The organism is [Limnothrix rosea] IAM M-220 (assembly GCF_001904615.1).
Lineage (GTDB): Bacteria > Cyanobacteriota > Cyanobacteriia > Cyanobacteriales > MRBY01 > MRBY01.
Genome location: NZ_MRBY01000010.1, coordinates 15,728 through 36,481, shown reverse-complemented (window position 1 = coordinate 36,481; position 20,754 = coordinate 15,728). Strand labels below are relative to the sequence as shown.

The following is a 20,754-nucleotide window of genomic DNA, read 5'->3' as shown; positions in this document are numbered from 1 at the left end:
AATATTAGTAGGATCATTGTTTTGTATTTTGATCTTTCATTATTTTATAAAGTCGTTTAAATTCGCGCTGCTGTACTGAGTGATCCACAATCGGTTCGGGATACTCACATCGTTCCCGCACAGAGCTTGGAATATCGCCTGTCACTAAAACTTTAGTATCCAGCGATCGCACTTCTGGTAACCACTCACGAATATAGTCTGCTTCGGCATCATATTTTTTTCCTTGGGAAGCGGGATTAAAGATTCGCAAGGGCTTTGGATCCATGCCGCTGGAGGCACTCCATTGCCAGCCGCCATTATTTGCAGAAAGGTCGCCATCGACGAGTTTTTGCATGAAATATTTTTCGCCCCACTGCCAGTTAATAATCAAATCCTTTGTGAGGAAACTTGCCACAATCATCCGACACCGATTGTGCATCCAGCCTGTTTCGTTGAGCTGACGCATGGCGGCATCGACTATGGGATAGCCGGTTCTGCCGTCACACCAAGCTTGAAATTTCACCTCATCATTTTCCCATTGCAAATTTTGAAATTCTTCGCGATAGGGTCCCTTTGCTAATTCTGGAAAAAAGAATAAACAGTGTTGATAAAATTCTCGCCATGCCAGTTCCTGTTGCCATGTGGTGATTCCTTTTTTGGCTTCGTCGCTCCGACAATTTTCCATGGCTTCAAGGGTTGCTTGCCAAACGGTACGAATGCCGATCGCCCCAAATTTCAAGGCAGCACTTAATCGCGATGTCCCGTCCACAGCGGGCAGGTTGCGATCGCCGTCGTAGGCTTCAATAAAATTTTCAGTAAATTCTTCTAGTTTCGCTAGAGCTTCTGTTTCACCGACAGGCACAGTAAAAGGATTATCCCAACTAAACCCCAAGTCTTCTAACGTCGGAATTTCGGGTAACGCCAAATCGCCTAATTGTTTGCGCTCCGCTTGGCTTAATCCTACACATCCTGTAATTACAGGTAACGGATCGGCTTTTTCTTGTTTCGACCAGTTCCGCCAAAAGGGAGAATAAACTTTATAAGGAGATTTAGATCCAGTCAAAATTTTTCCAGGTGTATGGAGCAACTGATCCCACATGGTTTCGACTTTGATACCCACCTCTCGCAGGGCGATCGCCATATCATGATCCCGTTTTTGGGCATAGGGTTCCACATCGAGATTCCAATACACCGTTGCCGCTTTTAAGGTTTCTGCCAGCTTCGGTAAAAGCTCTAGGGGCTTGCCGTGTAAAACTAATAATTCGCTACCAACATGACGGTATTTTTCTGCCAATTCTTGCAAACAAGCCAACAAATATTTCACACGGACGGGCGCAACATCATCCGCGTCTAAAATACCGGGGTCTAGGCAAAAAACTCCCACAACTTTTTCCGATTGGGCGCGGGCGCGGGTTAAAGCCACATTGTCATGTAAACGTAAATCTCGACGATGCCAATGTAAGACTAACTCAGCCACAGAAAAATTCCTCGTTCAATGCGGTTTATATCGTAATCGAGCCACAAAAAAGGAGCAAGGCAAAACCCTACTCCCCTCGACGGTAATGTAGAAACGATTGGTATATTTTGTCTTCTAAATATTTTGTCTTCTATTCATGTTCTTGACCAATACCCATCATGTGAGCATTACTCTTGCCGGGAACAACCATGGGATAGCAGTTTTCGTCGCGCTTCACCCGTACATCCAAAAGTACAGGGCCATCATAGGCAATCATCTCGGCGATCGCCCCCGCTAGCTCTTCCGGTTTATCTATCACCATACCTTTCACACCAAAAGCCTTAGCAAGCAGCTCAAAATCAGGCATCCCCACCTCCATATTAGACGCAGAATAACGCTGACCATAGAAATTTTGTTGCCACTGACGCACCATACCCTGCCAGCAATTATTAAGAATCACCGTTTTCACCGCAATATTATATTGCGCAAGCGTTGCCAGCTCCTGCAAACACATCTGGAAACTCGCATCACCACTAATACAAATCACCTCATCATTAGGAACCGCCACCTTTACACCCATCGCAGCAGGCATGCCAAAACCCATTGTGCCGAGACCCGCACTCGAAATCCAACGGCGGGGGCCATTCTTGAGAAACTGTGCCGCCCACATTTGGTGCTGACCCACATCCGTTGTGTAATAGGCATCCGGAGCCTGACGATCCAACTCCGCAATAACAGACTGGGGCGAAATACTATCTTTATATACAGGCGCAACCATCGGGTACTTTTGCTTCCAACCTTCAATTTTTGTGAGCCATTCCTCCGTCGGAGTCGTGCTCAAAGGTAAGCCCTTACCACCCTGCAACATTTCAATCAAAACATGGCGGACATCACCAACGATCGCCACCTCAGGCGCACGATTTTTGCCCACTTCCGCCGGATCAATATCAATGTGAATCACCTTCGCTTCCGAGGCAAACTCATCCAGCTTACCCGTGACTCGATCATCAAAACGCGCCCCCACAGCAATCAAAAGATCACATTCACTGACCGCAAAGTTTGCATAGGCCGTACCATGCATTCCCAACATACCCACCGATAGCGGATGATGCTCATCAAAAGCCCCCAGACCCATCAAAGTCGTAGTTACCGGAATCTGGAACCGTTCTGCCAATTCTTTAATTTCCGCGTGAGCTCCGGAGGTAATTGCCCCACCACCGACATAAAGCAAAGGCTTACGGGACTCGGAAATGAGATGGAGCGCCCCAGTAATCTTGGTGGAATCTCCCTCAAAGTGAGGCCTATAGCCAGTAATATCAACGTCACCGGGTTCCACAGGAATATACTCACATAGCTCCAAACCAACATCTTTGGGTACATCAATGAGTACCGGACCTGGGCGGCCAGTGCTAGCAATGTGAAAAGCTTCCGCAACAATCCGCGCCATATCCTTAGGATCGCGAACAACGTAGGAGTGCTTCACAACAGGCAGAGTAATGCCGAAAATATCAGTCTCTTGGAAGGCATCAGTACCGATCGCCGCCCGTGCCACCTGACCTGTAATGACCACCATCGGAATCGAATCCATATGAGCCGTGGCAATCCCTGTAATCAAATTCGTGGCACCAGGACCCGACGTGCCGAAGCACACACCCACTTTCCCTGTTGCTCTGGCATAACCATCTGCCGCATGGGAAGCACCTTGTTCGTGGCGCACCAAAATATGCTTAATCTCCCCACGCTCATCCACCGGGTGAAGGGCATCATAGACGGGCAGAATTGCACCGCCGGGATAACCAAAGATGAATTCGACGCCATGGCGCTTCAAACTGTCAATCAGAATGTATGCACCAGAACGAACTTCAGAACGAACAGCAGTATCATTTGCTGCGGGCGATGTTGTAGAAACCACGGGCACTACCTAGGGTAATAACTTGTAGGACAATCACGAATTGCTGAAGTTTTTCTCCCTCTTCCTCGCGGGGGATGGATATTTCAGCATTTTGTTGTAATTCGGAAAATACATTCTAGGAGAAATCATCCAGACTGTCGAGTTCTCTAAGGTCTTGTATTTCCCAGCCCTTCTAGCTTAGGGAGACTATTTTCGGGGGGCAATTTACTATTGCGATTTTGTTACATAGATTTGTTACACAGATACGTGTCTGCCATTGCCAAAAAGATCTGGCCTCAGTGGGAAAAAGCCATCACAATGGTTAGAGTTTCTCGTCAAATGTCTTGTCAAATTTCCCGACATTATCCTAATCGCTAACGGCATTATTTTTGAGATGCCCTAGGGGCTTTCCGGCTCAGAAGAAAGTGAAACTATCAGAAAAGCTTCGTAGTACTCCGACCATAGGTGAAAGCTTGGTGGGTGGTGTAGTGAAGCGTGAACTAAAGCAGTTGAGTGGTTTGACGCTCTCCCACCAACTGCAAAGCAGTATGGCTTGTGAGATTCCTGTTTCAAAGACCTTGAACTAGAATATGCAATTCACATGTAATTCTCCGTCAGACCGTCTCACCAGACATTTTGGTTTTATATCCACGATGCGCCCCACCGCAGATCAGAAATATTTAGTAGTAATGTTTAGTTTTTACTCATGGCCGTTTTTAGGTTGTCAGTATCTGAATCGTTTCCTGAGCTGCCTGCGAGTGTGCTAATTTTTTATGTTTTCAGCCTTTCGCTGGTCAGGTAATGATATCCAAAGGTTTAACAGTCTATGAAATCTCCCAATAGCTATGGTCTGATTTCCTATGCCAGCAGCTTCAATCTTCTACTCTCCAGTTTGCTTTGGCGTAAGTCCTGACTGTTGTGAAAATCAATGGTGATGCTCTCGTTGTCGTAGGGGATATTTTGCTCTCTGTCCTCGCTGAATCTGTACTGCGTAGAGGCCATTAGGCGATCGCCCCTAAGAAAGTCTTTTTCTCCCATAACTGTCGGCGATCGCCCTTTATCCAGTACCTTGATCTCGGATATCCTCACCTGACTTGACCAAAAGCGAACTGTCATAATGTAAAGCAGTAAAAATAGTAGACATCAAAGTAGGTAAGCATGAGCCAAAATCCCCTTCTCATCGGTCATGGACTTCCTCCCTTCGAGCAAGTTAAAGCCGAGCATGTGGAACCCGCAGTCACGCAAATCCTTGCCGAACTCGAAACCTCAGTAAACGAGCTAGAAGCCAATATCAAACCCACTTGGGAAGACTTCATCGAACCCCTCACCCGCATGGAAGAAAAACTCATGTGGACATGGGGCATCATTGGCCATTTAATGAGCGTCAAAAATAGTCCAGAGCTGCGTGAAGCCTACGAAAAAATGCAGCCAAGCGTCGTTCAGTTCATTAACCGCTGGAGTCAGAGCAAGCCCATTTACGAAGGCTACAAAGCGATCCGCGAAAGCGACAACTGGTCTCATCTAGAACCCGCCCAACAACGCATTATCGAATCATCCCTCCGAGAAGCAGAGCTGGCAGGGGTCGGTTTAGAAGGGGAAACCAAAGAAAAATTCAATGCCATCCAACTAGAACTTGCCGAACTATCCACCAAGTTTTCTAACAACACCCTCGACGCAACGAAGGCCTTCAAACTAAAGCTCACCGACAAAGCCGATGTGGCAGGCTTACCCGATAGTGCCCTCAGTCTCGCTGCCCAAACTGCCCGTAGCGAAGGGGAAGAAAACGCGACACCTGAAGCAGGCCCCTGGGTCATTACCCTCGACTATCCCAGCTACTTACCTTTCCTCAAATATGCCGAAAACCGTGAGCTACGGGAAAAAGTCTATAAAGCCGCTGTGTCGAAAGCATCCTCTGGCGAGTTTGATAATCATCCCCACATCGACCGCATCCTTGAGCTGCGCAAACAAAAAGCAAATCTCCTTGGCTTTGATAACTTTGCCGAATTAAGCCTTGCTCGCAAAATGGCTCCCAGCGTCGAAGCTGTCGAGAAACTAATGGACGAGCTACGGGAAGTGAGTTTTGATGCGGCAAAGGCTGAGCTAGCTGAACTCACAACATTTTCCGGGCAATCGGAACTGAAGCATTGGGATGTGGCCTATTGGTCTGAGAAACAACGGGAAGCGAAATTTGGTTTTAAGGCAGAAGAACTACGTCCCTATTTCCCATTACCCCAAGTGCTTGAAGGTTTGTTTGGTTTAGCGCAACGTCTTTTCTCTGTGACCATTACCGCTGCCGATGGTACTGCTCCGGTATGGCATGAAGATGTGCGTTATTTCAAAATTTCGGATGAGTCGGGCACTCACATTGCGAATTTTTACCTTGATCCCTACAGTCGTCCAGCGGAAAAACGCGGCGGTGCATGGATGAATGACTGTGTCGGTCGCGCCAAAATTATGCTCGAAGGTAAGGTGGATACTCGCCTGCCGGTGGCGTATCTAATCTGTAACCAAACGCCTCCTGTTGATGGCAAACCTAGCTTGATGACTTTCGGTGAAGTGGAAACCCTCTTCCATGAGTTTGGTCACGGTCTCCAGCATATGCTCACCCATGTGGATTTTCCCGGTGCGGCGGGCATTAATAATGTTGAATGGGATGCGGTTGAGTTGCCCAGTCAGTTTATGGAGAACTGGTGCTACCACCGTGAAACTCTGTTTGGCATGGCAAAGCATTATGAAACTGGTGAAACATTGCCGGAGCATTACTACCAAAAACTCCTTGCGGCTCGTACTTATATGAGTGGTTCTGGAATGTTGCGTCAGTTGCACTTTAGTTTGCTGGACATTGAGCTACATGCTAAGTATGACCCTGCTGGTGATGAAACGCCGGAAGATGTGCGCAACCGTCTTGCAGAAACGACCACGGTAATGAAACCTTTGCCAGAGGATTCTTTCCTTTGTGCGTTTGGGCATATTTTCGCGGGTGGTTACGCGGCGGGTTATTACAGCTATAAGTGGGCGGAAGTTCTTAGTGCTGATGCGTTCTCGGCTTTTGAGGAAGTTGGCCTTGAGGATGAACAGGCGATCGCCACTGTTGGTAAAAAATTCCGAGATACAGTGCTTGGTTTAGGCGGTAGCTTGCATCCGATGGAAGTCTTTAAGAAATTCCGTGGTCGCGAACCGCAAACGGAACCTCTATTGCGCCATAGCGGCTTATTACAAACAGCGTAGATTTTTACGATAAATCTCAAAATTCACGAGAGCTTCTGGAACGATTTCAGGGGCTCTTTTTTATGGGATGGTTGTGTTAGCGTTAGGTCAAAGAAGTTCGTGCAGCAATGCGAGATCAGTTATGGCGACTCAAGCTCCGGTTAAAACCATTTCTCCAGAAGAATATTTGGCACAGGAAGAGTTAGCTACAGAGCGACATGAGTATATTAAAGGAGAAGTTCGGCTAATGTCAGGGGGCACACCGAAGCATAACGATTTGAGCGGGAATTTATTTGTTGCTTTTAAACTCGCTCTCAAAAAACAACCTTACAAGGTCTATCACGTAGATCAGCGTTTGTGGATTCCGTCCCAGCAAATTTTTACTTATCCAGATGTGATGGTTGCCTCTAAACCTTTGGTCATGCAAGAAGGTCGTAAGGATACGATCCTCAATGCTTGTTTGGTTGCAGAGGTTCTGTCACCGTCAACGAAAAATTATGACCGCAGCGAAAAGTTTCAATACTATCGTTCAATTTCAGGGTTTCAGGAATATTTACTAATTGAACAAGAGCAGATTTTTGTGGAACATTATGTGAAGGTTGAAGCGAAAAAGTGGAGCTTGACGGAATATACAGAAATTGAAGATGTCATTAAGTTGGAATCTATAGATTGTGAGATTGCCTTGGCTGATGTCTACGAAGATATTGAACAGTAAGGGCGATCGCCACTGTTGGTAAAAAATTCCGGGAGACTGTCCTTGGTTTAGGGGGAAGTTTACATCCCATGGAAGTGTTTAAGAAATTCCGCGGTTTTTACGATAAATCTCAAAATTCGCGAGAGCTTTTGAAACGATTTCAGGGGCTCTTTTTTGATGGGGTGCTAGCAACATCAATGGCGATCGCCCTATGCACTCCAGCTAGGGAAAATACTATTCTATTTTCCTTTCCACTCCAGACCTTTGAGCATATCCATGCGAGAAAAGGCACTCTGCGCCATTTGCTTCATATACATATCGGTATCTTCGCCTTCTGCCAACTCCTTTAGTGCGGCCACAGCCCGTTCATCTTTAATAGAACTCAGGGCATTAATAATCGCTACACCGAGAGCCGGGTTATCAGAGGAATGCAGCACATCTAATAAAGTATCTAGGGCAGGCACGCCGATGACACCAAGCGCCATTGCCGAAGCGATATTTACCACAGGATTTTCGTCTTGGAGAGATTCTTTGAGACCCTCAATTCCTTCCTCTGGAAACTCTTCTTCGGGGTAATTCAGAGAAACCTGCGCCAATGCCTTCGCACAGCTACTGCGTACAGTACCGTTATCGCTCGCTCGTAGTGTCTCCACTAAAGCTGGAACTGTTTCAATGCCCACTGCACCAATCGTTTTGACTGCTGCCCGACGATAGGTTGTATCGGTTTCGTCGAGGACAGACATCAGTCGAGGAATGGTAGTGTCATCTTTGGAGTCAACAATTTCCCACATGGCGCGATCGCGCAAATGGGGATTTGGGTTTTTTAGTTGCTCAAATAAAGCGTCTTGAGACATGACTATCTAAGAGTTCGTGATAAAAGAAGTTTTAAAACGGTTAGCAAAACAAGCATTTCTGCTTAGTACCAACTCATTGGCTAGTGTACGAGAGGACAGATTCGAGCGTCGATAGATTGTGGTAAATCTCAATCTTTTCCTCGCATTTCGCTCAAGGCTTTGAGCAGAGTAGTCACCGATTCGTCGATGCTTTGTCCTGCCGTATCAATAATTAGGCGATCGCCTGACCAAGGGTCATATTCCCGGTTGATTACGTCCTGCCAAGTGGGAAGATGGGGAAGCAACGAAAATTTGCATTTTTTGAAAGCTAGTAGGATTGTTTGCATAGAAACATCTCCCGANTCTCTCGCTCTCCCATTCACCGCGTCGTACTTCCGAGCATGCTTAAGCAAAACTTACGTTAAATAGTATCGGTCGGTTCATTTTGGGATAAATATGTAGTTAGCCAGAGGGCGATCGCCCCTAGAATCATCCTTAGTGGAGTGGTCAGAAAAGATAGGGTTGCGTACCGTAGAAAAGAAGAAATCAAGCAATCCCAAGCCAACATGATTAAAGCTTACGCAGCCTTTGAAGCCAAAGGAGAACTCAAACCTTTTGAATATGATCCGGGTGAGCTAAAGCCCAACGAAGTTGAAATTAATGTGAAATATTGTGGTATTTGCCATAGCGATGTCAGCGTTATTGATAATGAATGGGGCATTTCCTCCTACCCGGTTGTACCCGGCCATGAAGTCGTTGGTGAAATCTCAGCAGTCGGCGATCGCGTCACAAATCTCAGCGTGGGACAAGTTGTGGGCTTAGGGTGGCATTCGGGTTATTGCGGTGAATGTATGCCCTGTGTTTCTGGGGATCAAAATCTCTGCGCCACAGCCCAGCCAACGATTGTTGGACACCACGGCGGCTTTGCAGAAAAAGTGCGGGCAGAAGCGCTAAGCGTTGTCCCCATTCCCGATGGCATTGATCTAGAAGCCGCAGGCCCCCTATTTTGCGGTGGCATTACAGTCTTCAATCCGCTGGTACAGTTTGATATTGAACCCACGTCGAAAGTGGCGGTGATTGGTATCGGTGGCTTAGGTCACATAGCGCTGCAATTTCTCAATGCTTGGGGTTGTGAGGTGACAGCATTTACGTCAAGTGAACATAAACGACAAGAGGCTCTAGAACTGGGAGCGCACAAAACTTTAAATTCCCGTGATTCTGAAGAACTAGAGGCGGCGGCGGGACAATTTGATCTAATTATTTCTACCGTCAATGTCAAACTCGACTGGAATAGCTATCTCAATACGCTCAAACCAAAGGGTCGTCTGCATTTTGTCGGTGCAACGTTAGAGCCGCTCGATATTAATGCGTTTGCGCTAATCATGGCACAACGATCGGTGTCTGGTTCCCCTGTCGGTAGTCCTGCCACGATCGCCAAAATGCTGGAATTTGTGAAGCTTCACGGCATTGAGCCCGTAATCGAAAAATTTAGTTTTGAGCAGGTAAATGAGGCGATCGCCAAACTAAAAGACGGCGATATTCATTACCGTGCAGTTCTCTGCCGCTAAACCGCATTCCCCATGGTGACGATCCCCTAACCTAAGTCGATTTTTTGGCTTAGGTTATTTTTTTCGATTTTTCAGCACATTTCAGTTCGCAAATTAGAGACAATAGGAAACACTGTTATCCTGCATTTTTTCAAGGTTCTATGTATCCGAGTTTTTTGCCGCCCCTTGTCAACCAGCTAACTGAACCCGCTGCCATTGATTTCGCGAAAAGTCTTCAGCAAGAGGCGATCGCCACCCCCTTACGCTCGGAACCCATTTTGACCAGCTTCACCCAAGCAGGCACAGGCGATATCCCAATTTTGCTAATCCATGGTTTTGACAGCTCGGTGCTGGAATACCGTTACCTCATGCCAAAGTTAGCCGAACACCACGAAGTGTGGGCCGTGGATCTCCTCAGTTTTGGCTTTACAGAACGTCCCGCAGAACTAGCTTTTAACCCCGAAACCATTTGCGCTCACCTTTATAGTTTTTGGCAACAAAAAATTAATCGCCCGGTTTTAATTATTGGTGCGTCAATGGGTGGCGCTGTGGCTCTAGATTTTGCCCTAAACCATCCCGAGGCAGTATCCCAAATCACGTTGCTCGATAGTGCCGGTCTTGCGCCGAAGCCTTTTAGTCGTTTTGTGATGGTGCCACCTTTAGACCGTTGGGCAACAGGCTTTTTAGGAAGTATGAATGTCCGCCGTAAAATTTGTCTGAGCGCCTATTATGACAAGTCCCGCGTCAATGAAGATGCCGTTATCTGTGGAGCAATGCATTTGGGGTGCGATCGCTGGCAAGAAACCCTCATCGCCTTCACGAAAGGTGGTGGCTACGGTTCCTTTTATCCCAAACTCAAAGACATTACCCAGCCCACACTCATTCTCTGGGGCAAACAGGATCAAATCCTCGGCACAAAAGCACCCTTGAAATTTGAGAAAGGCATTCCCAACAGCACCCTAGAATGGATTCCCGATGCCGGACATTTGCCCCACGTCGAACAAACCGACCTCGTCCTAGAGAAGATTTTGGCATTCTGCACCTCACCTGCCACCGCAGTAGGCTAAACTGAAGTTAAGATTTATTACAAATTTTTCTCGAAACCATTACCAAAGGAGTTTGTTATGGCGGCCCCTGAACCTACTGTTAAACCCAATATTGAAGATCCTAAGTTCGGTTTTAATTTTTATTCTGAAAAGCTCAACGGTCGCGCTGCAATGATCGGCTTTATTATTGCGATCGCCATCGAGCTAATCACCCATGAAGGCGTTGTCAGCTGGCTTGGCCTTATCTAGAACTGCCCCAAAAGCAAAAGCACTTTATGTGGACACAGCATTGAGCCAAATGTTTTTCTACATAGTCTCTAATTATCCTGACTTAAATAACACTAAGCTGTAAATAACTTACAGGTATTAGTTTGATTCCCGTTTTAGGTATTAATACGGGAATTTTTTTTGTCTTTTTGCAGAATTTTAGACAGGTGCTCTTTAATAGAGGATTACGACGCACCCAGCACGACAGATCTGCCATGATTCGCATCAACGAAATTAAGCTACCCCTCGACCACCCTGAAGCGGCGATCGCCGAGGCTATTTGCAAGAAACTCGATCTTAAACCCCACGAACTACTGGAATACGAGATTTTCAAGCGTAGTTTTGATGCCCGCAAAAAACACAATATTTTTCTGGTTTACGTCGTTGATATTAAGACTCATAAGGATAAATCTCTACTGAAGCGCTTTCGCCGCGATCCCCATGTGGTCGAAACCCCTGATATGACCTACAAAATGGTGGGTTATGCCCCGAAAAATCTGGAGATGCGACCCATTGTAGTGGGCATGGGACCCTGCGGCATGTTGGCGGGGTTAATGCTGGCGCGGATGGGGTTCAGACCGATTATTCTCGAACGGGGCAAACAGGTAGACGAACGTACGAAAGATACCTTTGCCTTTTGGAAAAAACGGGGCAAGTTTAATCCCGAATCTAATGCGCAATTTGGGGAAGGGGGCGCTGGGACTTTTTCTGATGGCAAACTTTACAGCCAAGTGCGCGATCGCCAACATTACAAACGCAAAGTATTAGAGGAATTTGTCGAAGCAGGAGCAAATCCTGAAATTCTCTACATCGCCAAACCCCACATTGGCACTTTCAAATTAGTCGGTGTCGTCAAAAGAATGCGGGCAACTATCGAATCTCTGGGTGGAGAAATTCGCTTTCAGAGCAAAGTCAAAACTGTCGAAATCGAAAACCGCAAAGTGAAAGGTGTCACCCTCGAAAATGGTGAATTTATTGCTAGTTCCCACGTGGTAATGGCGATGGGACACAGTGCGCGGGAAACTTTTCAAATGCTCTATGACCAAGGTGTTTATATCGAACCGAAACCTTTTTCTATTGGCTTCCGCATCGAACATCCCCAACCCCTAATCGATGAATGTCGTTATGGCGAATTTGCGGGGAATAAAACCCTCGGTGCGGCGGATTATAAGCTGGTTCACCACTGCAAAAATGGGCGTTCAGTCTATAGCTTTTGTATGTGTCCCGGCGGTTTGGTTATCGGTGCCGCATCAGAACCCGGCATGGTTGTCACCAACGGTATGAGCCAATATTCCCGCAACGAACGTAACGCTAACGCCGGAATTGTCGTGGGTATTACACCTGAGGAAGATTATCCAGATCATCCCCTCGCAGGTATCGATTTACAACGTAAATTTGAATCGAAAGCCTTTGAATTGGGCGGTAAAGATTACAGCGCACCGGGACAATTGGTGGGGGATTTTCTTGCCGGGCGATCGTCTGAAGAATTAGGAAAAGTCAAACCGTCCTACGCACCGGGTGTAAAACTCACTGATCTAAGTGAAGCATTACCAGATTTTGCCATTGAAGCCATCCGAGAAGCATTGCCTGCTTTCGACAAAAAAATCAAGGGATTTGCGATGGATGAGGCGATGTTAACAGGTGTTGAAACGCGCACATCTTCGCCCATTCGCATCAAGCGTGGCAAGGATTTTCAGAGCATTAATACTGAAGGTCTGTATCCCGGTGGGGAAGGGGCTGGCTATGCGGGGGGGATTCTTTCTGCGGGCATCGATGGCGTGAAATTAGCTGAGGCGATCGCCCAAAATATTCTAAAAATCCAGTAAGTAATAATGGAAACATTACTCTCGTAGAGCCAATGTCACCATTAGAATTCACTCAAAATAAAGCGAAGACATGGATTATGAAAACCTATTCTGAAGTTATAACCATCTCCCCTGAGATTATGCACGGAACCCCAGTCTTTTCAGGTACAAGAGTTCCTATTCAGACGGCGATCGACTACTTCAAAGGTGGAGAAACAATTGATGATTTTCTCGAAGGTTTTCCCAGTGTAACCAAAGAACAAGTCTTACAGCTTTTAGATCTTCTCGTAACTAATCTTCCTGTTTTTGCCGCTTAGACTTCTATGAAAATCCTTTTGGATGAGTGCATTGATCGACGACTTACACAAGAGTTTGCGCCATACAGTCATCTCGAACTTGAAACTGTGCGTAGTATGGGCTGGACCGGTATTAAAAATGGTCAACTATTAAAGCTTGTTGCAGCCAATTTTGACGTATTTATCACGGTCGATCAAGGGATGCGGCATGAACAAAACTTGAAGCAATTTGAGTTGATCATTGTTATTCTGAAAACATTCTCTAATCGCCTTACTGATCTCAGGGAGGTTGTCCCTCAAATTGTAGAAAGTCTCGATAAGGCTGAAAGAGGTAAAGCAATTCTCATAAGTCAGACATAGGCGATCGCCGCCGATATACTCGCAGACAACTAATTAATTAAAATCATTAGTCAAAAAATTCAAATTTGGAATAGAGCAGTGATTTTTTCTAGGCTGGCATGATTCACAATAGAGTTAAAGAATGATGGTCAACCCACCCCTGCAAATTCTATGGAAACTATCTCTATTCCCGTTGATGCCGAAACGGCTCAAGCCTATCAAAGCGCCAACTCTCAACAACAAGCAGCCATCCAAAATATACTGAAACTTTTTTTTAATAGTGATTTCGTTCAAAAGAGTCTTAGCCAAGTGATGGAAGAACTCGCTACTAAAGCAGAACAGCGTGGTCTAACGCCCGAAATGGTGGAGCTTATTTTGAGTGATGATGCATCGTAAACGATTTATCATTGATACAAACATTTTGGTGAGTGCTGCTTTAATCCGGCGATCGCCTCCGTGGCAAGCGACAACATTCATCGAGAAAACGGGCACAATTCTTTATTCAAAAGCGACTTTAGCAGAATTTCAAAGCGTTTTAAACCGAAAGAAATTTAATAAATATCTCACCCCAGAAGAGAAGCAGCAATTTATTTTGAAATTTATTGAAAAAGCTGAATTAGTAGCGATTACAGAAACAATTACCGATTGCCGTGACCCGAAAGATAATAAATTTCTAGAACTTGCGATCAGCGGTAGTGCAAACTTCATCATTACAGGAGATCAGGATTTGCTCATTCTGCATCCTTTTCAGACAGTCAACATCATTACTGTTAACGATTTCCTCAATTTTCATACCAAAGAGAGTCGGTGAAAAAGCTAGCGTAGAAGTAGCAGAGGCGATCGCCCTCAATATTCTCCAAAATTCAACCCATTAAAATAGTGGAATATTTATCCATGGAATCTGGCAATGGCGCAAGCAACAATTCCTTTGGCACAACTCTACGAACAAGACTATGCTCGGTGGCTGGATGAAATGGTTGGTGCCTTGAGGGCGGGAAACTTATCGCAACTGGACTACGAGCATTTAATTGAGGAGTTAGAGGCATTGGGTCGAAGTGAACGGAATGCTGTTGCTAGTTTGACCATTCAAATTCTGGTGCATTTACTTTTGTATAAATACTGGGATGTTGAACGGGAGCGTAATGGCAGACATTGGCAGGTTGAGATTTTAACTTTTCGCACTCAACTGAACCTGAAGCTCTCAACTCATCTTCGTAATTATCTTGAGCAAAATCTGAATACTCTTTACAAAAAAGCTTACAAAATTGCTGTTTTAAAATCTCAGCTTTCTCTGCCACAAGATAATCCTTTTGCCCTTGAAGAAGTGATTGATGAAGATTGGTTGCCCAAAATTTAGAGAAGGAAGGCGATCGCCCTCAATATTCTCCAAAATTCAACCCATTAAAATAGTGGGAATATTTATCCGTGGAATCTGGCGATGGTTCAAGCGAAAATTCCTTTAGCGCAACTCTATGAAGATGATTATGCCCAGTGGGCAGAGCTAATGGCTCAGTTGTTGCAGGATGGTGCGTTTGACCAGCTTGATATTGAAAATATTGTCGAGGAGTTACGGGATTTGTCGAAACGGGAGCGCGATCGCCTACTGAATAGTATTCGCTTCATTTTGCATCATCTTCTCAAATGGGATCATCAAATCAATAAACGTTCTCGGAGCTGGCAAATTACGATTGAGCGAGAACGCAACAATATCGAACTTTATTTAGAAGATAGTCCTAGTTTAAAAAGATATCTAGCCCAAGAGTGGGTTGCGAAAATGTATCGAAATGGTTGTCTTAATGCCATTCAAGAAACAGGGTTAGATTTCCCAAAAGATTGTCCTTATCAAATCGAGGATGTTCTAGAGCGAGACACTCAAGGGCGAGACATTCAAGAGCGAGACATTCAATTTACAGATTAGGGGCGATCGCCACCTTGGCTTCCCTTGGCAATGCCCTATCTTGAACAGCACACAAATGTAACCATTGTTATGACACGAATTTGTTAAGCTGAAAGAGATTTACCCTTATTTTGCAGGCGATCGCCGCCCCATCTTTTTTAACTGTATGGCTCGTCCTAAGCACAAAAAATTTTTTACACGCATCTATCGAAAAGAACCCATTTCCAGCTTTCTGATTGTGATGGGTTTGATTCAGTTGGTGATTGGCGGTGTGGATAGTCAGTGGAACTTATTTTCTCTGGGGTCAGGCTTAGTTCTAGGTGCATTTTTTGTACGTTGGTCGCAGATACGCAAGCGCCGTATGGAGAGCGAACGGGTTCTGCCACGGCGTTATTTGCCGCCCAGCGAAACCCCTAGTCCCCTGCCACATTGGGATAAAGATTAAGTCGGGTAGCATCCGTGTCAACAACAACGCCATTAAAAATAGGGGAAGTCGCCCAACAAAGTGCTTTACCCGTAAAGACCATTCGTTATTATGCCGATCTCGGTTTACTGTCGGCTGTGATGGGGCGATCGCCAGCAGGATATCGATTATTTTCTCCGGCGGTTTTAAACCGTTTAGCCTTTATTAAACGCGCCCAGTCACTAGGTTTGAGCCTACAAGAAATCGGCAAAATCCTAGGCGTTCACGACGGCGGTCACTTGCCCTGTGGCGTGGTCAAACAACAGCTCCACGACAAATTAGCAGAGATTAATACACAAATCGACGAGCTCGTTACCCTAAGGGGAGAGTTACAAGGTATTCTGTCTGGTTGGCAGGATTTTCCGGCACAGAACGGCAGCAAGCCGACTATCTGTCCCAACTTACAACCATGACCCCTCTACAAACAAATTGGTTTACACAACTGAAAAAATATCGGGCGATCGCCGTTATCCGGGCAAATGATTGGGAAATCGGCTTAAAAATGGCGGAAACAGCCATTGCCGCAGGTCTAAATCTGATTGAAATTACGTGGACTAGCGACCGCGCTGACTATCTAATTAGTCATCTCCGCGAACATTATCCCGACTGCCAGATTGGTACAGGCACAATTCTTTCTGAGCTGGATTTAAAAAAGGCGATCGCCAGCGGCGCAGACTTTGCCTTTAGTCCCCACAGCGATCCAAAATTAGTAGACATTGCCCACAACGCCGATATCCCCATGGTTTTAGGAGCACTCACACCCACCGAAATTGTCCGAGCATGGCAGTGGGGTAGCGATGGCGTAAAAGTTTTTCCCATTAAATCCGTCGGCGGCGCTCAGTTTATCAAATGCTTGCAAGCTCCCCTCAGACAAATTCCCCTCATCCCCACAGGTGGTGTGACCCTCGCCAACTATCGACAACTGATCGAAGCCGGGGCGATCGCCGTAGGATTATCCAGTGACCTATTTCCCACCATCGACACAACATCACAAAACTGGCCTAAAATCACCACTCGCATTCAGCAATATTACTCATTGCAACCTTAAAATTGCCACAAAAAAACGATCTCCGAAATGGCGATCGCCCTCAAATATTAGAAATAAATAAAATCCAACTTACTCCTCGTCGTCAGCACCAACTTGCTTCAAGTGAATATGCTTACGGCCTAAAGAAATTTCAAACTCATCACCCGGCTGCAAACTCATTTTTTTAGTATAAGCAGAACCAATCAAAAGATTGCCATTAGATTGAACACTAATGCGGTACGTTGCCGCCCGACCACCACGACCTTGGGCACTCGTGTTACTGTCCAGTTCTACCCCTTCCGCTTCGATCAAAGCATTATAGAACTTCATCATATTGACCCGCTCTACACCATTTTTCGTAACGGTATAGTAGCCACATTCTCTGGCTTTTTCTTCTTTTGTATAGGTATCTAACTCCTTCACTTTTGCAAGTAGAGCATCACCAGTTAAAGGTTCGATTTTCTTTTTAGTAGCCATTTATCTAAGACATCACGAATAACGATACACTTGGATAAAACGGGGTTAGTCTTAACGTTCAGTAGAATTACTAACAAACCCAAGATGTCCAAGAATTTTGTTCATTAACTATATAGTACATTATTCTTTCTTAAAGTAAATATTAAATGCTTTTTTTTCTAAAACAAATTAGTTTGCCAATAATTAAAGTCTTTAAATCTGTCTTTTCTAGGTTATGAAGCTCACAACAAGAAGTCATTATAGTGTTAAAGCTTTGTTGGATATTAGTCTACAACCCAACTATGGACCCACCTCTGTAAAGGCGATCGCCAAGCGCCAGAACCTACCAGCACCGTACCTTGAGAAGCTTTTGATCGAACTACGTCGCGCCAAAATCGTTCGTTCTGTACGGGGAGCCCAAGGGGGCTATCAACTACTAGAAAAGCCCGAAAATATTTCCCTAGGTCAAATCCTTGCAGCCATTGGTGAAACAATCGAACCATTAGCAAAACATCAACCAGATCCTGACCAAGCAGAAGACTGGGTTACCTTTAATTTGTGGCAGCGCCTGCATGAAAAATTACAAGAAGCACTATATAGTATTAGCCTTGCCGATTTATATTACGATGCTCGTAGTTGGAAAGCGGCTCAAGGAGAAGCAACGAGTTTTGTCGTTTAATAAAATCGCCCATGACAAAAATAAATCAAACATCCATTTACCATGGTGGTTGTCACTGCGGTGCAGTACGCTTTCGAGTACAGGTAAAAAAACGCAAAGGAGTTGATTGTAATTGCTCCATTTGTTCAAAAAAAGGATTTCTTCATCTCATTGTCCCCAAAGCCGATTTTGAGCTACTGCAGGGAAAAGATTTTTTGACAATTTATCAGTTTAATACGAAACAAGCTCGTCACACTTTTTGTCGTCGTTGTGGCGTACATTCATTTTATTATCCTCGTTCCCATCCCGATGGTGTGGATGTCAATTTAAGGTGCTTAGATGGGATGGTCTTAGATCAATTTCAGATTGAACCTTTCGACGGCCAGAATTGGGAAGATAATATTACCCAAATCACTTAAAATTTTCGTTCTCATTTGTTGTCTTGAATTTGTATTTATTGTGCTGCCTAGAAGATATCAACGCATTCGTGAAACATTGGATCGTCGTCAACCGGATTTAACGGTATTAACGGAGGATGTCCATAAACCCCATAATTTATCGGCGATTATTCGCACTTGTGACGCGGTCGGGGTATTTGAGGTACACGCTATGAATAAGGTGGTCGATGGTGAAGATTTACCGACTTTCACTCAAGTGGCTCAGGGGAGCGAGAAATGGGTGGAGCTCCATCGACATACCACTATTGAAGGGGCGATCGCCCAGTTACAGGCGCGGGATTTTAAAATTTATGCAGCACATCTGAGTGATCGGGCGGTAGATTATCGTGAGATTGACTACACCAAACCGACGGCAGTACTCATGGGGGCGGAGCGTTGGGGGGTGAGTGACAGTACAGCTGATTTAGTGGATGGTCATGTGATTATCCCGATGCTGGGTATGGTGCAGTCGCTTAATGTTTCTGTGGCAGCGGCAGTTATTTTATTTGAAGCGCAACGCCAGAGATTACAAGCGGGTTTTTATGATCAGCCGCGTTTAGATGCGGCCCTATACGAGCGCAAAGTTTTTGAATGGGGCTATCCGGACTTGGTTGACCATTATCGTGATCAGAATTTGCCCTATCCTGCCTTAGATGGCCAAGGGCAAATTATTAGCTCGTCAGAAAAGTAGTTTTGCCCGGCAGCGCTTGGGTATGATGGGCAGGTCATCCAAGTCAAGACCCTTGCAGACCTTAAGGCCTTGTCCTGTAAGGATTTAACATATTAAATCCCCACTCATCTTGCTGACGACGACCATAGTAGAGAACTCGCCTAATCAACCGATGGATTTTACAGCAATTGTCATAGTGATTCTATTAGGGGGGTTTCTGGGGGGAAAGCTGTTGCACCGACTGGGATTACCGAGTTTGTTGGGGATGATTTTGGTCGGCCTCTGTCTGGGCGGTTCTGGGTTGAATTGGCTGACTCTGACACTGGTCGAAAATTTGTCTGGGCTACGGGCGATCGCCGTCATGGTGATTTTAATGAGAGCAGGGCTAGGACTAGACCAAGATAAACTTAAACAACAGGGTTCGGTGGCAATTCGGCTGGGCATTTTGCCGGGACTATGTGAAATGCTGGTGGTGGCAGTGGTTACGGTTTATTGGTTCCAGTGGGATTGGTTAACGGGATTATTGTTGGGGTCAATTCTGAGTGCAGAGTCCCCCGCCGTGATCGTGCCCGCCATGCTAAAACTTAAAAGTCAGGGCTGGGGTGTAAAGAAAGGGATTCCCGACGCAATTTTGACGGGCAGTGCTCTATCGGATGCTGTTTTATTACTGATTTTTAGTTTGTTGCTATCGCGTTTAACCCAAGATACGGGTCCTGTCCTAACTGGGGTGGCGATCGCCCAAATTCCGCTACAAGCCATAGGGCAAATCATTGGCGGTGTTGTTGTGGGCTGGTGTACGGCAAAACTCTTGTTGTACCTACTTACCATCCAGAAATTAACCCGCACCAGCTTAGACGATACCCTAGTCACCACCTGCGTTGCTTTAGGCCTAATTTTTATCGCCCACAAGCTCCCCTATTTTTCCGGTTACCTTGCCGTCATGGCTTTAGGATTTTTCCTAGCTCAGTTTGATCCACCCCTAGCTCGTCAGTTACGCCGTAGTTTTAATCATTTTTGGGCGATCGCCTCGATTTTTTTATTTGTGCTCCTTGGTGCCAGTATCCCCGTGGGCATTTTGCAAGACATTTGGCTAGCGGGGGTGGGTCTATTGCTGATTAGCCTCCTTTGTGGGCGCAGTATCGGTTGGTGGCTATCGACCCTTGGCAGTAACTGGACACCACAAGAAAAACTATTTTTATTACCCGGTAACTCTGCCAAAGCCACAGTGCAAGCCGCCATCGGTGCCATTCCTTTCAGTATGGGCATCGAGCATGGTGACATCATTTTGGCGATCGCCGCCCTGTCCATTTTAATAACAGCCCCCCTCGGCGCTTGGGCAACCCCCCTCACAGCACCAAAACTTCTCACAAAAGACACCATTGACCCCACAAAAGTCCTCCATTCACCAAACACAACATTACTAGCAGCCATTGACACCTCATCCTTCGCCATTGAAATCCTCAAAAAAACAGCCGATCTCGCCCGCCGCACCGATGCCAAAGTCATTGTGCTCCACGTCATCAACCACCCAGAAAGCCAAGCCTTCCAACAACTCAAACAAAAAACCCAACAACATCTCAGTGATATCCCCTACATCTGGCTCACACCCAGCGGCACAATCCCCGAGGCGATCGTCGAAATTGCCCTCACTAAGCAAGTAACTGCTATTGTGATAGGTAAACAAGGGCTAGGTCAGCGACTGTTGATGGGGTCAGTATCGCAAGCTGTACTCGAAACCAGTCCTATTCCCGTGACTGTAGTCGCCGCACCATAGAGAAGCCCAAAT

Annotated in this window: 26 protein-coding genes; 19 read left to right on the top strand and 7 right to left on the bottom strand. The window is 45.8% G+C overall.

Annotated elements, in window-relative coordinates; genetic code table 11:
- Nucleotides 1-13 precede the first annotated feature (13 nt).
- The 3 genes from NIES208_RS06135 to NIES208_RS06125 all read right to left on the bottom strand — a co-directional run bounded on the left by NIES208_RS06135 (nucleotide 14) and on the right by NIES208_RS06125 (nucleotide 4,442).
- Complete coding sequence (locus tag NIES208_RS06135; RefSeq protein WP_075890800.1) at nucleotides 14-1,456, bottom strand: cryptochrome/photolyase family protein; 1,443 nt, start codon at nucleotides 1,454-1,456, stop codon at nucleotides 14-16.
- Between the two features lie 130 nt (nucleotides 1,457-1,586).
- A complete protein-coding gene (gene ilvB / locus NIES208_RS06130; RefSeq protein WP_075890937.1) occupies nucleotides 1,587-3,347 on the bottom strand; it encodes a biosynthetic-type acetolactate synthase large subunit in 1,761 nt (586 codons plus the stop codon).
- Between the two features lie 837 nt (nucleotides 3,348-4,184).
- Complete coding sequence (locus NIES208_RS06125) at nucleotides 4,185-4,442, bottom strand: hypothetical protein (RefSeq protein ID WP_139324995.1); 258 nt, start codon at nucleotides 4,440-4,442, stop codon at nucleotides 4,185-4,187.
- 42 nt (nucleotides 4,443-4,484) lie between these two features.
- Between NIES208_RS06125 and NIES208_RS06120 the strand changes: the two genes are divergently transcribed.
- Nucleotides 4,485-6,554, top strand: coding sequence for a M3 family metallopeptidase (locus NIES208_RS06120; RefSeq protein ID WP_075890796.1), 2,070 nt, complete (start codon nucleotides 4,485-4,487; stop codon nucleotides 6,552-6,554).
- 121 nt (nucleotides 6,555-6,675) lie between these two features.
- Nucleotides 6,676-7,248 carry a Uma2 family endonuclease gene (locus NIES208_RS06115; protein ID WP_075890794.1) on the top strand — a complete coding sequence of 191 codons (573 nt, stop codon included), beginning with the start codon at nucleotides 6,676-6,678 and terminating at the stop codon, nucleotides 7,246-7,248.
- A 218-nt stretch (nucleotides 7,249-7,466) separates the two neighbouring features.
- On the opposite strand, the gene NIES208_RS06110 is transcribed toward NIES208_RS06115, so the two are convergent.
- The 3 genes from NIES208_RS06110 to NIES208_RS19195 all read right to left on the bottom strand — a co-directional run bounded on the left by NIES208_RS06110 (nucleotide 7,467) and on the right by NIES208_RS19195 (nucleotide 8,628).
- Nucleotides 7,467-8,081, bottom strand: coding sequence for a HEAT repeat domain-containing protein (locus NIES208_RS06110; protein ID WP_075890792.1), 615 nt, complete (start codon nucleotides 8,079-8,081; stop codon nucleotides 7,467-7,469).
- Nucleotides 8,082-8,209: 128 nt separating this feature from the next.
- Nucleotides 8,210-8,407 carry a hypothetical protein gene (locus NIES208_RS06105; RefSeq protein ID WP_075890790.1) on the bottom strand — a complete coding sequence of 66 codons (198 nt, stop codon included), beginning with the start codon at nucleotides 8,405-8,407 and terminating at the stop codon, nucleotides 8,210-8,212.
- Between the two features lie 74 nt (nucleotides 8,408-8,481).
- Nucleotides 8,482-8,628, bottom strand: a complete 147-nt coding sequence (locus NIES208_RS19195; protein WP_216349365.1) for a hypothetical protein — start codon at nucleotides 8,626-8,628, stop codon at nucleotides 8,482-8,484.
- Between NIES208_RS19195 and ahr the strand changes: the two genes are divergently transcribed.
- From ahr to NIES208_RS06045, 13 genes are all read left to right on the top strand, one after another.
- Nucleotides 8,627-9,628 carry an NADPH-dependent aldehyde reductase Ahr gene (gene ahr / locus NIES208_RS06100; RefSeq protein WP_075890935.1) on the top strand — a complete coding sequence of 334 codons (1,002 nt, stop codon included), beginning with the start codon at nucleotides 8,627-8,629 and terminating at the stop codon, nucleotides 9,626-9,628. The two genes, NIES208_RS19195 and ahr, sit on opposite strands and share 2 nt — an antisense overlap.
- Before the next feature lie 140 nt (nucleotides 9,629-9,768).
- Nucleotides 9,769-10,674, top strand: a complete 906-nt coding sequence (locus NIES208_RS06095; protein WP_075890788.1) for an alpha/beta fold hydrolase — start codon at nucleotides 9,769-9,771, stop codon at nucleotides 10,672-10,674.
- A gap of 57 nt (nucleotides 10,675-10,731) precedes the next feature.
- Complete coding sequence (locus tag NIES208_RS18890) at nucleotides 10,732-10,902, top strand: hypothetical protein (RefSeq protein ID WP_171971729.1); 171 nt, start codon at nucleotides 10,732-10,734, stop codon at nucleotides 10,900-10,902.
- 233 nt (nucleotides 10,903-11,135) lie between these two features.
- A complete protein-coding gene (locus NIES208_RS06090) occupies nucleotides 11,136-12,746 on the top strand; it encodes an NAD(P)/FAD-dependent oxidoreductase (RefSeq protein ID WP_075890786.1) in 1,611 nt (536 codons plus the stop codon).
- 77 nt (nucleotides 12,747-12,823) lie between these two features.
- On the top strand, nucleotides 12,824-13,042 hold the full coding sequence (locus NIES208_RS06085; protein ID WP_075890784.1) for a DUF433 domain-containing protein: 219 nt from the start codon (nucleotides 12,824-12,826) through the stop codon (nucleotides 13,040-13,042).
- A 6-nt stretch (nucleotides 13,043-13,048) separates the two neighbouring features.
- Nucleotides 13,049-13,381 carry a DUF5615 family PIN-like protein gene (locus NIES208_RS06080; RefSeq protein WP_075890782.1) on the top strand — a complete coding sequence of 111 codons (333 nt, stop codon included), beginning with the start codon at nucleotides 13,049-13,051 and terminating at the stop codon, nucleotides 13,379-13,381.
- Nucleotides 13,382-13,531: 150 nt separating this feature from the next.
- A complete protein-coding gene (locus tag NIES208_RS06075; protein ID WP_075890780.1) occupies nucleotides 13,532-13,756 on the top strand; it encodes a hypothetical protein in 225 nt (74 codons plus the stop codon).
- On the top strand, nucleotides 13,743-14,171 hold the full coding sequence (locus NIES208_RS06070) for a putative toxin-antitoxin system toxin component, PIN family (RefSeq protein ID WP_075890778.1): 429 nt from the start codon (nucleotides 13,743-13,745) through the stop codon (nucleotides 14,169-14,171). The genes NIES208_RS06075 and NIES208_RS06070 overlap by 14 nt, the downstream gene beginning before the upstream one ends.
- 96 nt (nucleotides 14,172-14,267) lie before the next feature.
- Nucleotides 14,268-14,717, top strand: a complete 450-nt coding sequence (locus NIES208_RS06065) for a DUF29 domain-containing protein (RefSeq protein WP_075890776.1) — start codon at nucleotides 14,268-14,270, stop codon at nucleotides 14,715-14,717.
- 81 nt (nucleotides 14,718-14,798) lie between these two features.
- Entirely contained in the window at nucleotides 14,799-15,278 is a 480-nt protein-coding gene (locus NIES208_RS06060) for a DUF29 domain-containing protein (protein ID WP_075890774.1), read from the top strand.
- 145 nt (nucleotides 15,279-15,423) lie between these two features.
- Nucleotides 15,424-15,702, top strand: a complete 279-nt coding sequence (locus NIES208_RS06055; protein ID WP_075890772.1) for a hypothetical protein — start codon at nucleotides 15,424-15,426, stop codon at nucleotides 15,700-15,702.
- A 14-nt stretch (nucleotides 15,703-15,716) separates the two neighbouring features.
- Nucleotides 15,717-16,133, top strand: a complete 417-nt coding sequence (locus NIES208_RS06050) for a heavy metal-responsive transcriptional regulator (RefSeq protein WP_075890770.1) — start codon at nucleotides 15,717-15,719, stop codon at nucleotides 16,131-16,133.
- Nucleotides 16,070-16,768 (top strand): bifunctional 4-hydroxy-2-oxoglutarate aldolase/2-dehydro-3-deoxy-phosphogluconate aldolase, encoded by a 699-nt coding sequence (locus tag NIES208_RS06045; protein ID WP_225875260.1) that lies wholly within the window; start codon nucleotides 16,070-16,072, stop codon nucleotides 16,766-16,768. Before NIES208_RS06050 ends, NIES208_RS06045 begins: the two co-directional genes overlap by 64 nt.
- Before the next feature lie 69 nt (nucleotides 16,769-16,837).
- Here NIES208_RS06045 and NIES208_RS06040 read toward each other — a convergent pair whose 3' ends face one another.
- Entirely contained in the window at nucleotides 16,838-17,224 is a 387-nt protein-coding gene (locus NIES208_RS06040; RefSeq protein WP_075890766.1) for an AbrB family transcriptional regulator, read from the bottom strand.
- 214 nt (nucleotides 17,225-17,438) lie between these two features.
- Here NIES208_RS06040 and NIES208_RS06035 point away from each other — a divergent pair, with 214 nt between their 5' ends.
- The 4 genes from NIES208_RS06035 (at nucleotide 17,439) to NIES208_RS06020 (ending at nucleotide 20,742) form a co-directional block, all read left to right on the top strand.
- Nucleotides 17,439-17,882 carry an Rrf2 family transcriptional regulator gene (locus NIES208_RS06035; RefSeq protein WP_075890764.1) on the top strand — a complete coding sequence of 148 codons (444 nt, stop codon included), beginning with the start codon at nucleotides 17,439-17,441 and terminating at the stop codon, nucleotides 17,880-17,882.
- Between the two features lie 11 nt (nucleotides 17,883-17,893).
- Nucleotides 17,894-18,280 (top strand): GFA family protein, encoded by a 387-nt coding sequence (locus NIES208_RS06030; protein WP_075890762.1) that lies wholly within the window; start codon nucleotides 17,894-17,896, stop codon nucleotides 18,278-18,280.
- Nucleotides 18,281-18,320: 40 nt separating this feature from the next.
- A complete protein-coding gene (gene trmH, locus NIES208_RS06025; RefSeq protein WP_075890760.1) occupies nucleotides 18,321-18,989 on the top strand; it encodes a tRNA (guanosine(18)-2'-O)-methyltransferase TrmH in 669 nt (222 codons plus the stop codon).
- 151 nt (nucleotides 18,990-19,140) lie between these two features.
- Nucleotides 19,141-20,742 (top strand): cation:proton antiporter domain-containing protein, encoded by a 1,602-nt coding sequence (locus NIES208_RS06020; RefSeq protein ID WP_075890758.1) that lies wholly within the window; start codon nucleotides 19,141-19,143, stop codon nucleotides 20,740-20,742.
- The last annotated feature ends 12 nt before the right edge of the window (nucleotides 20,743-20,754 follow it).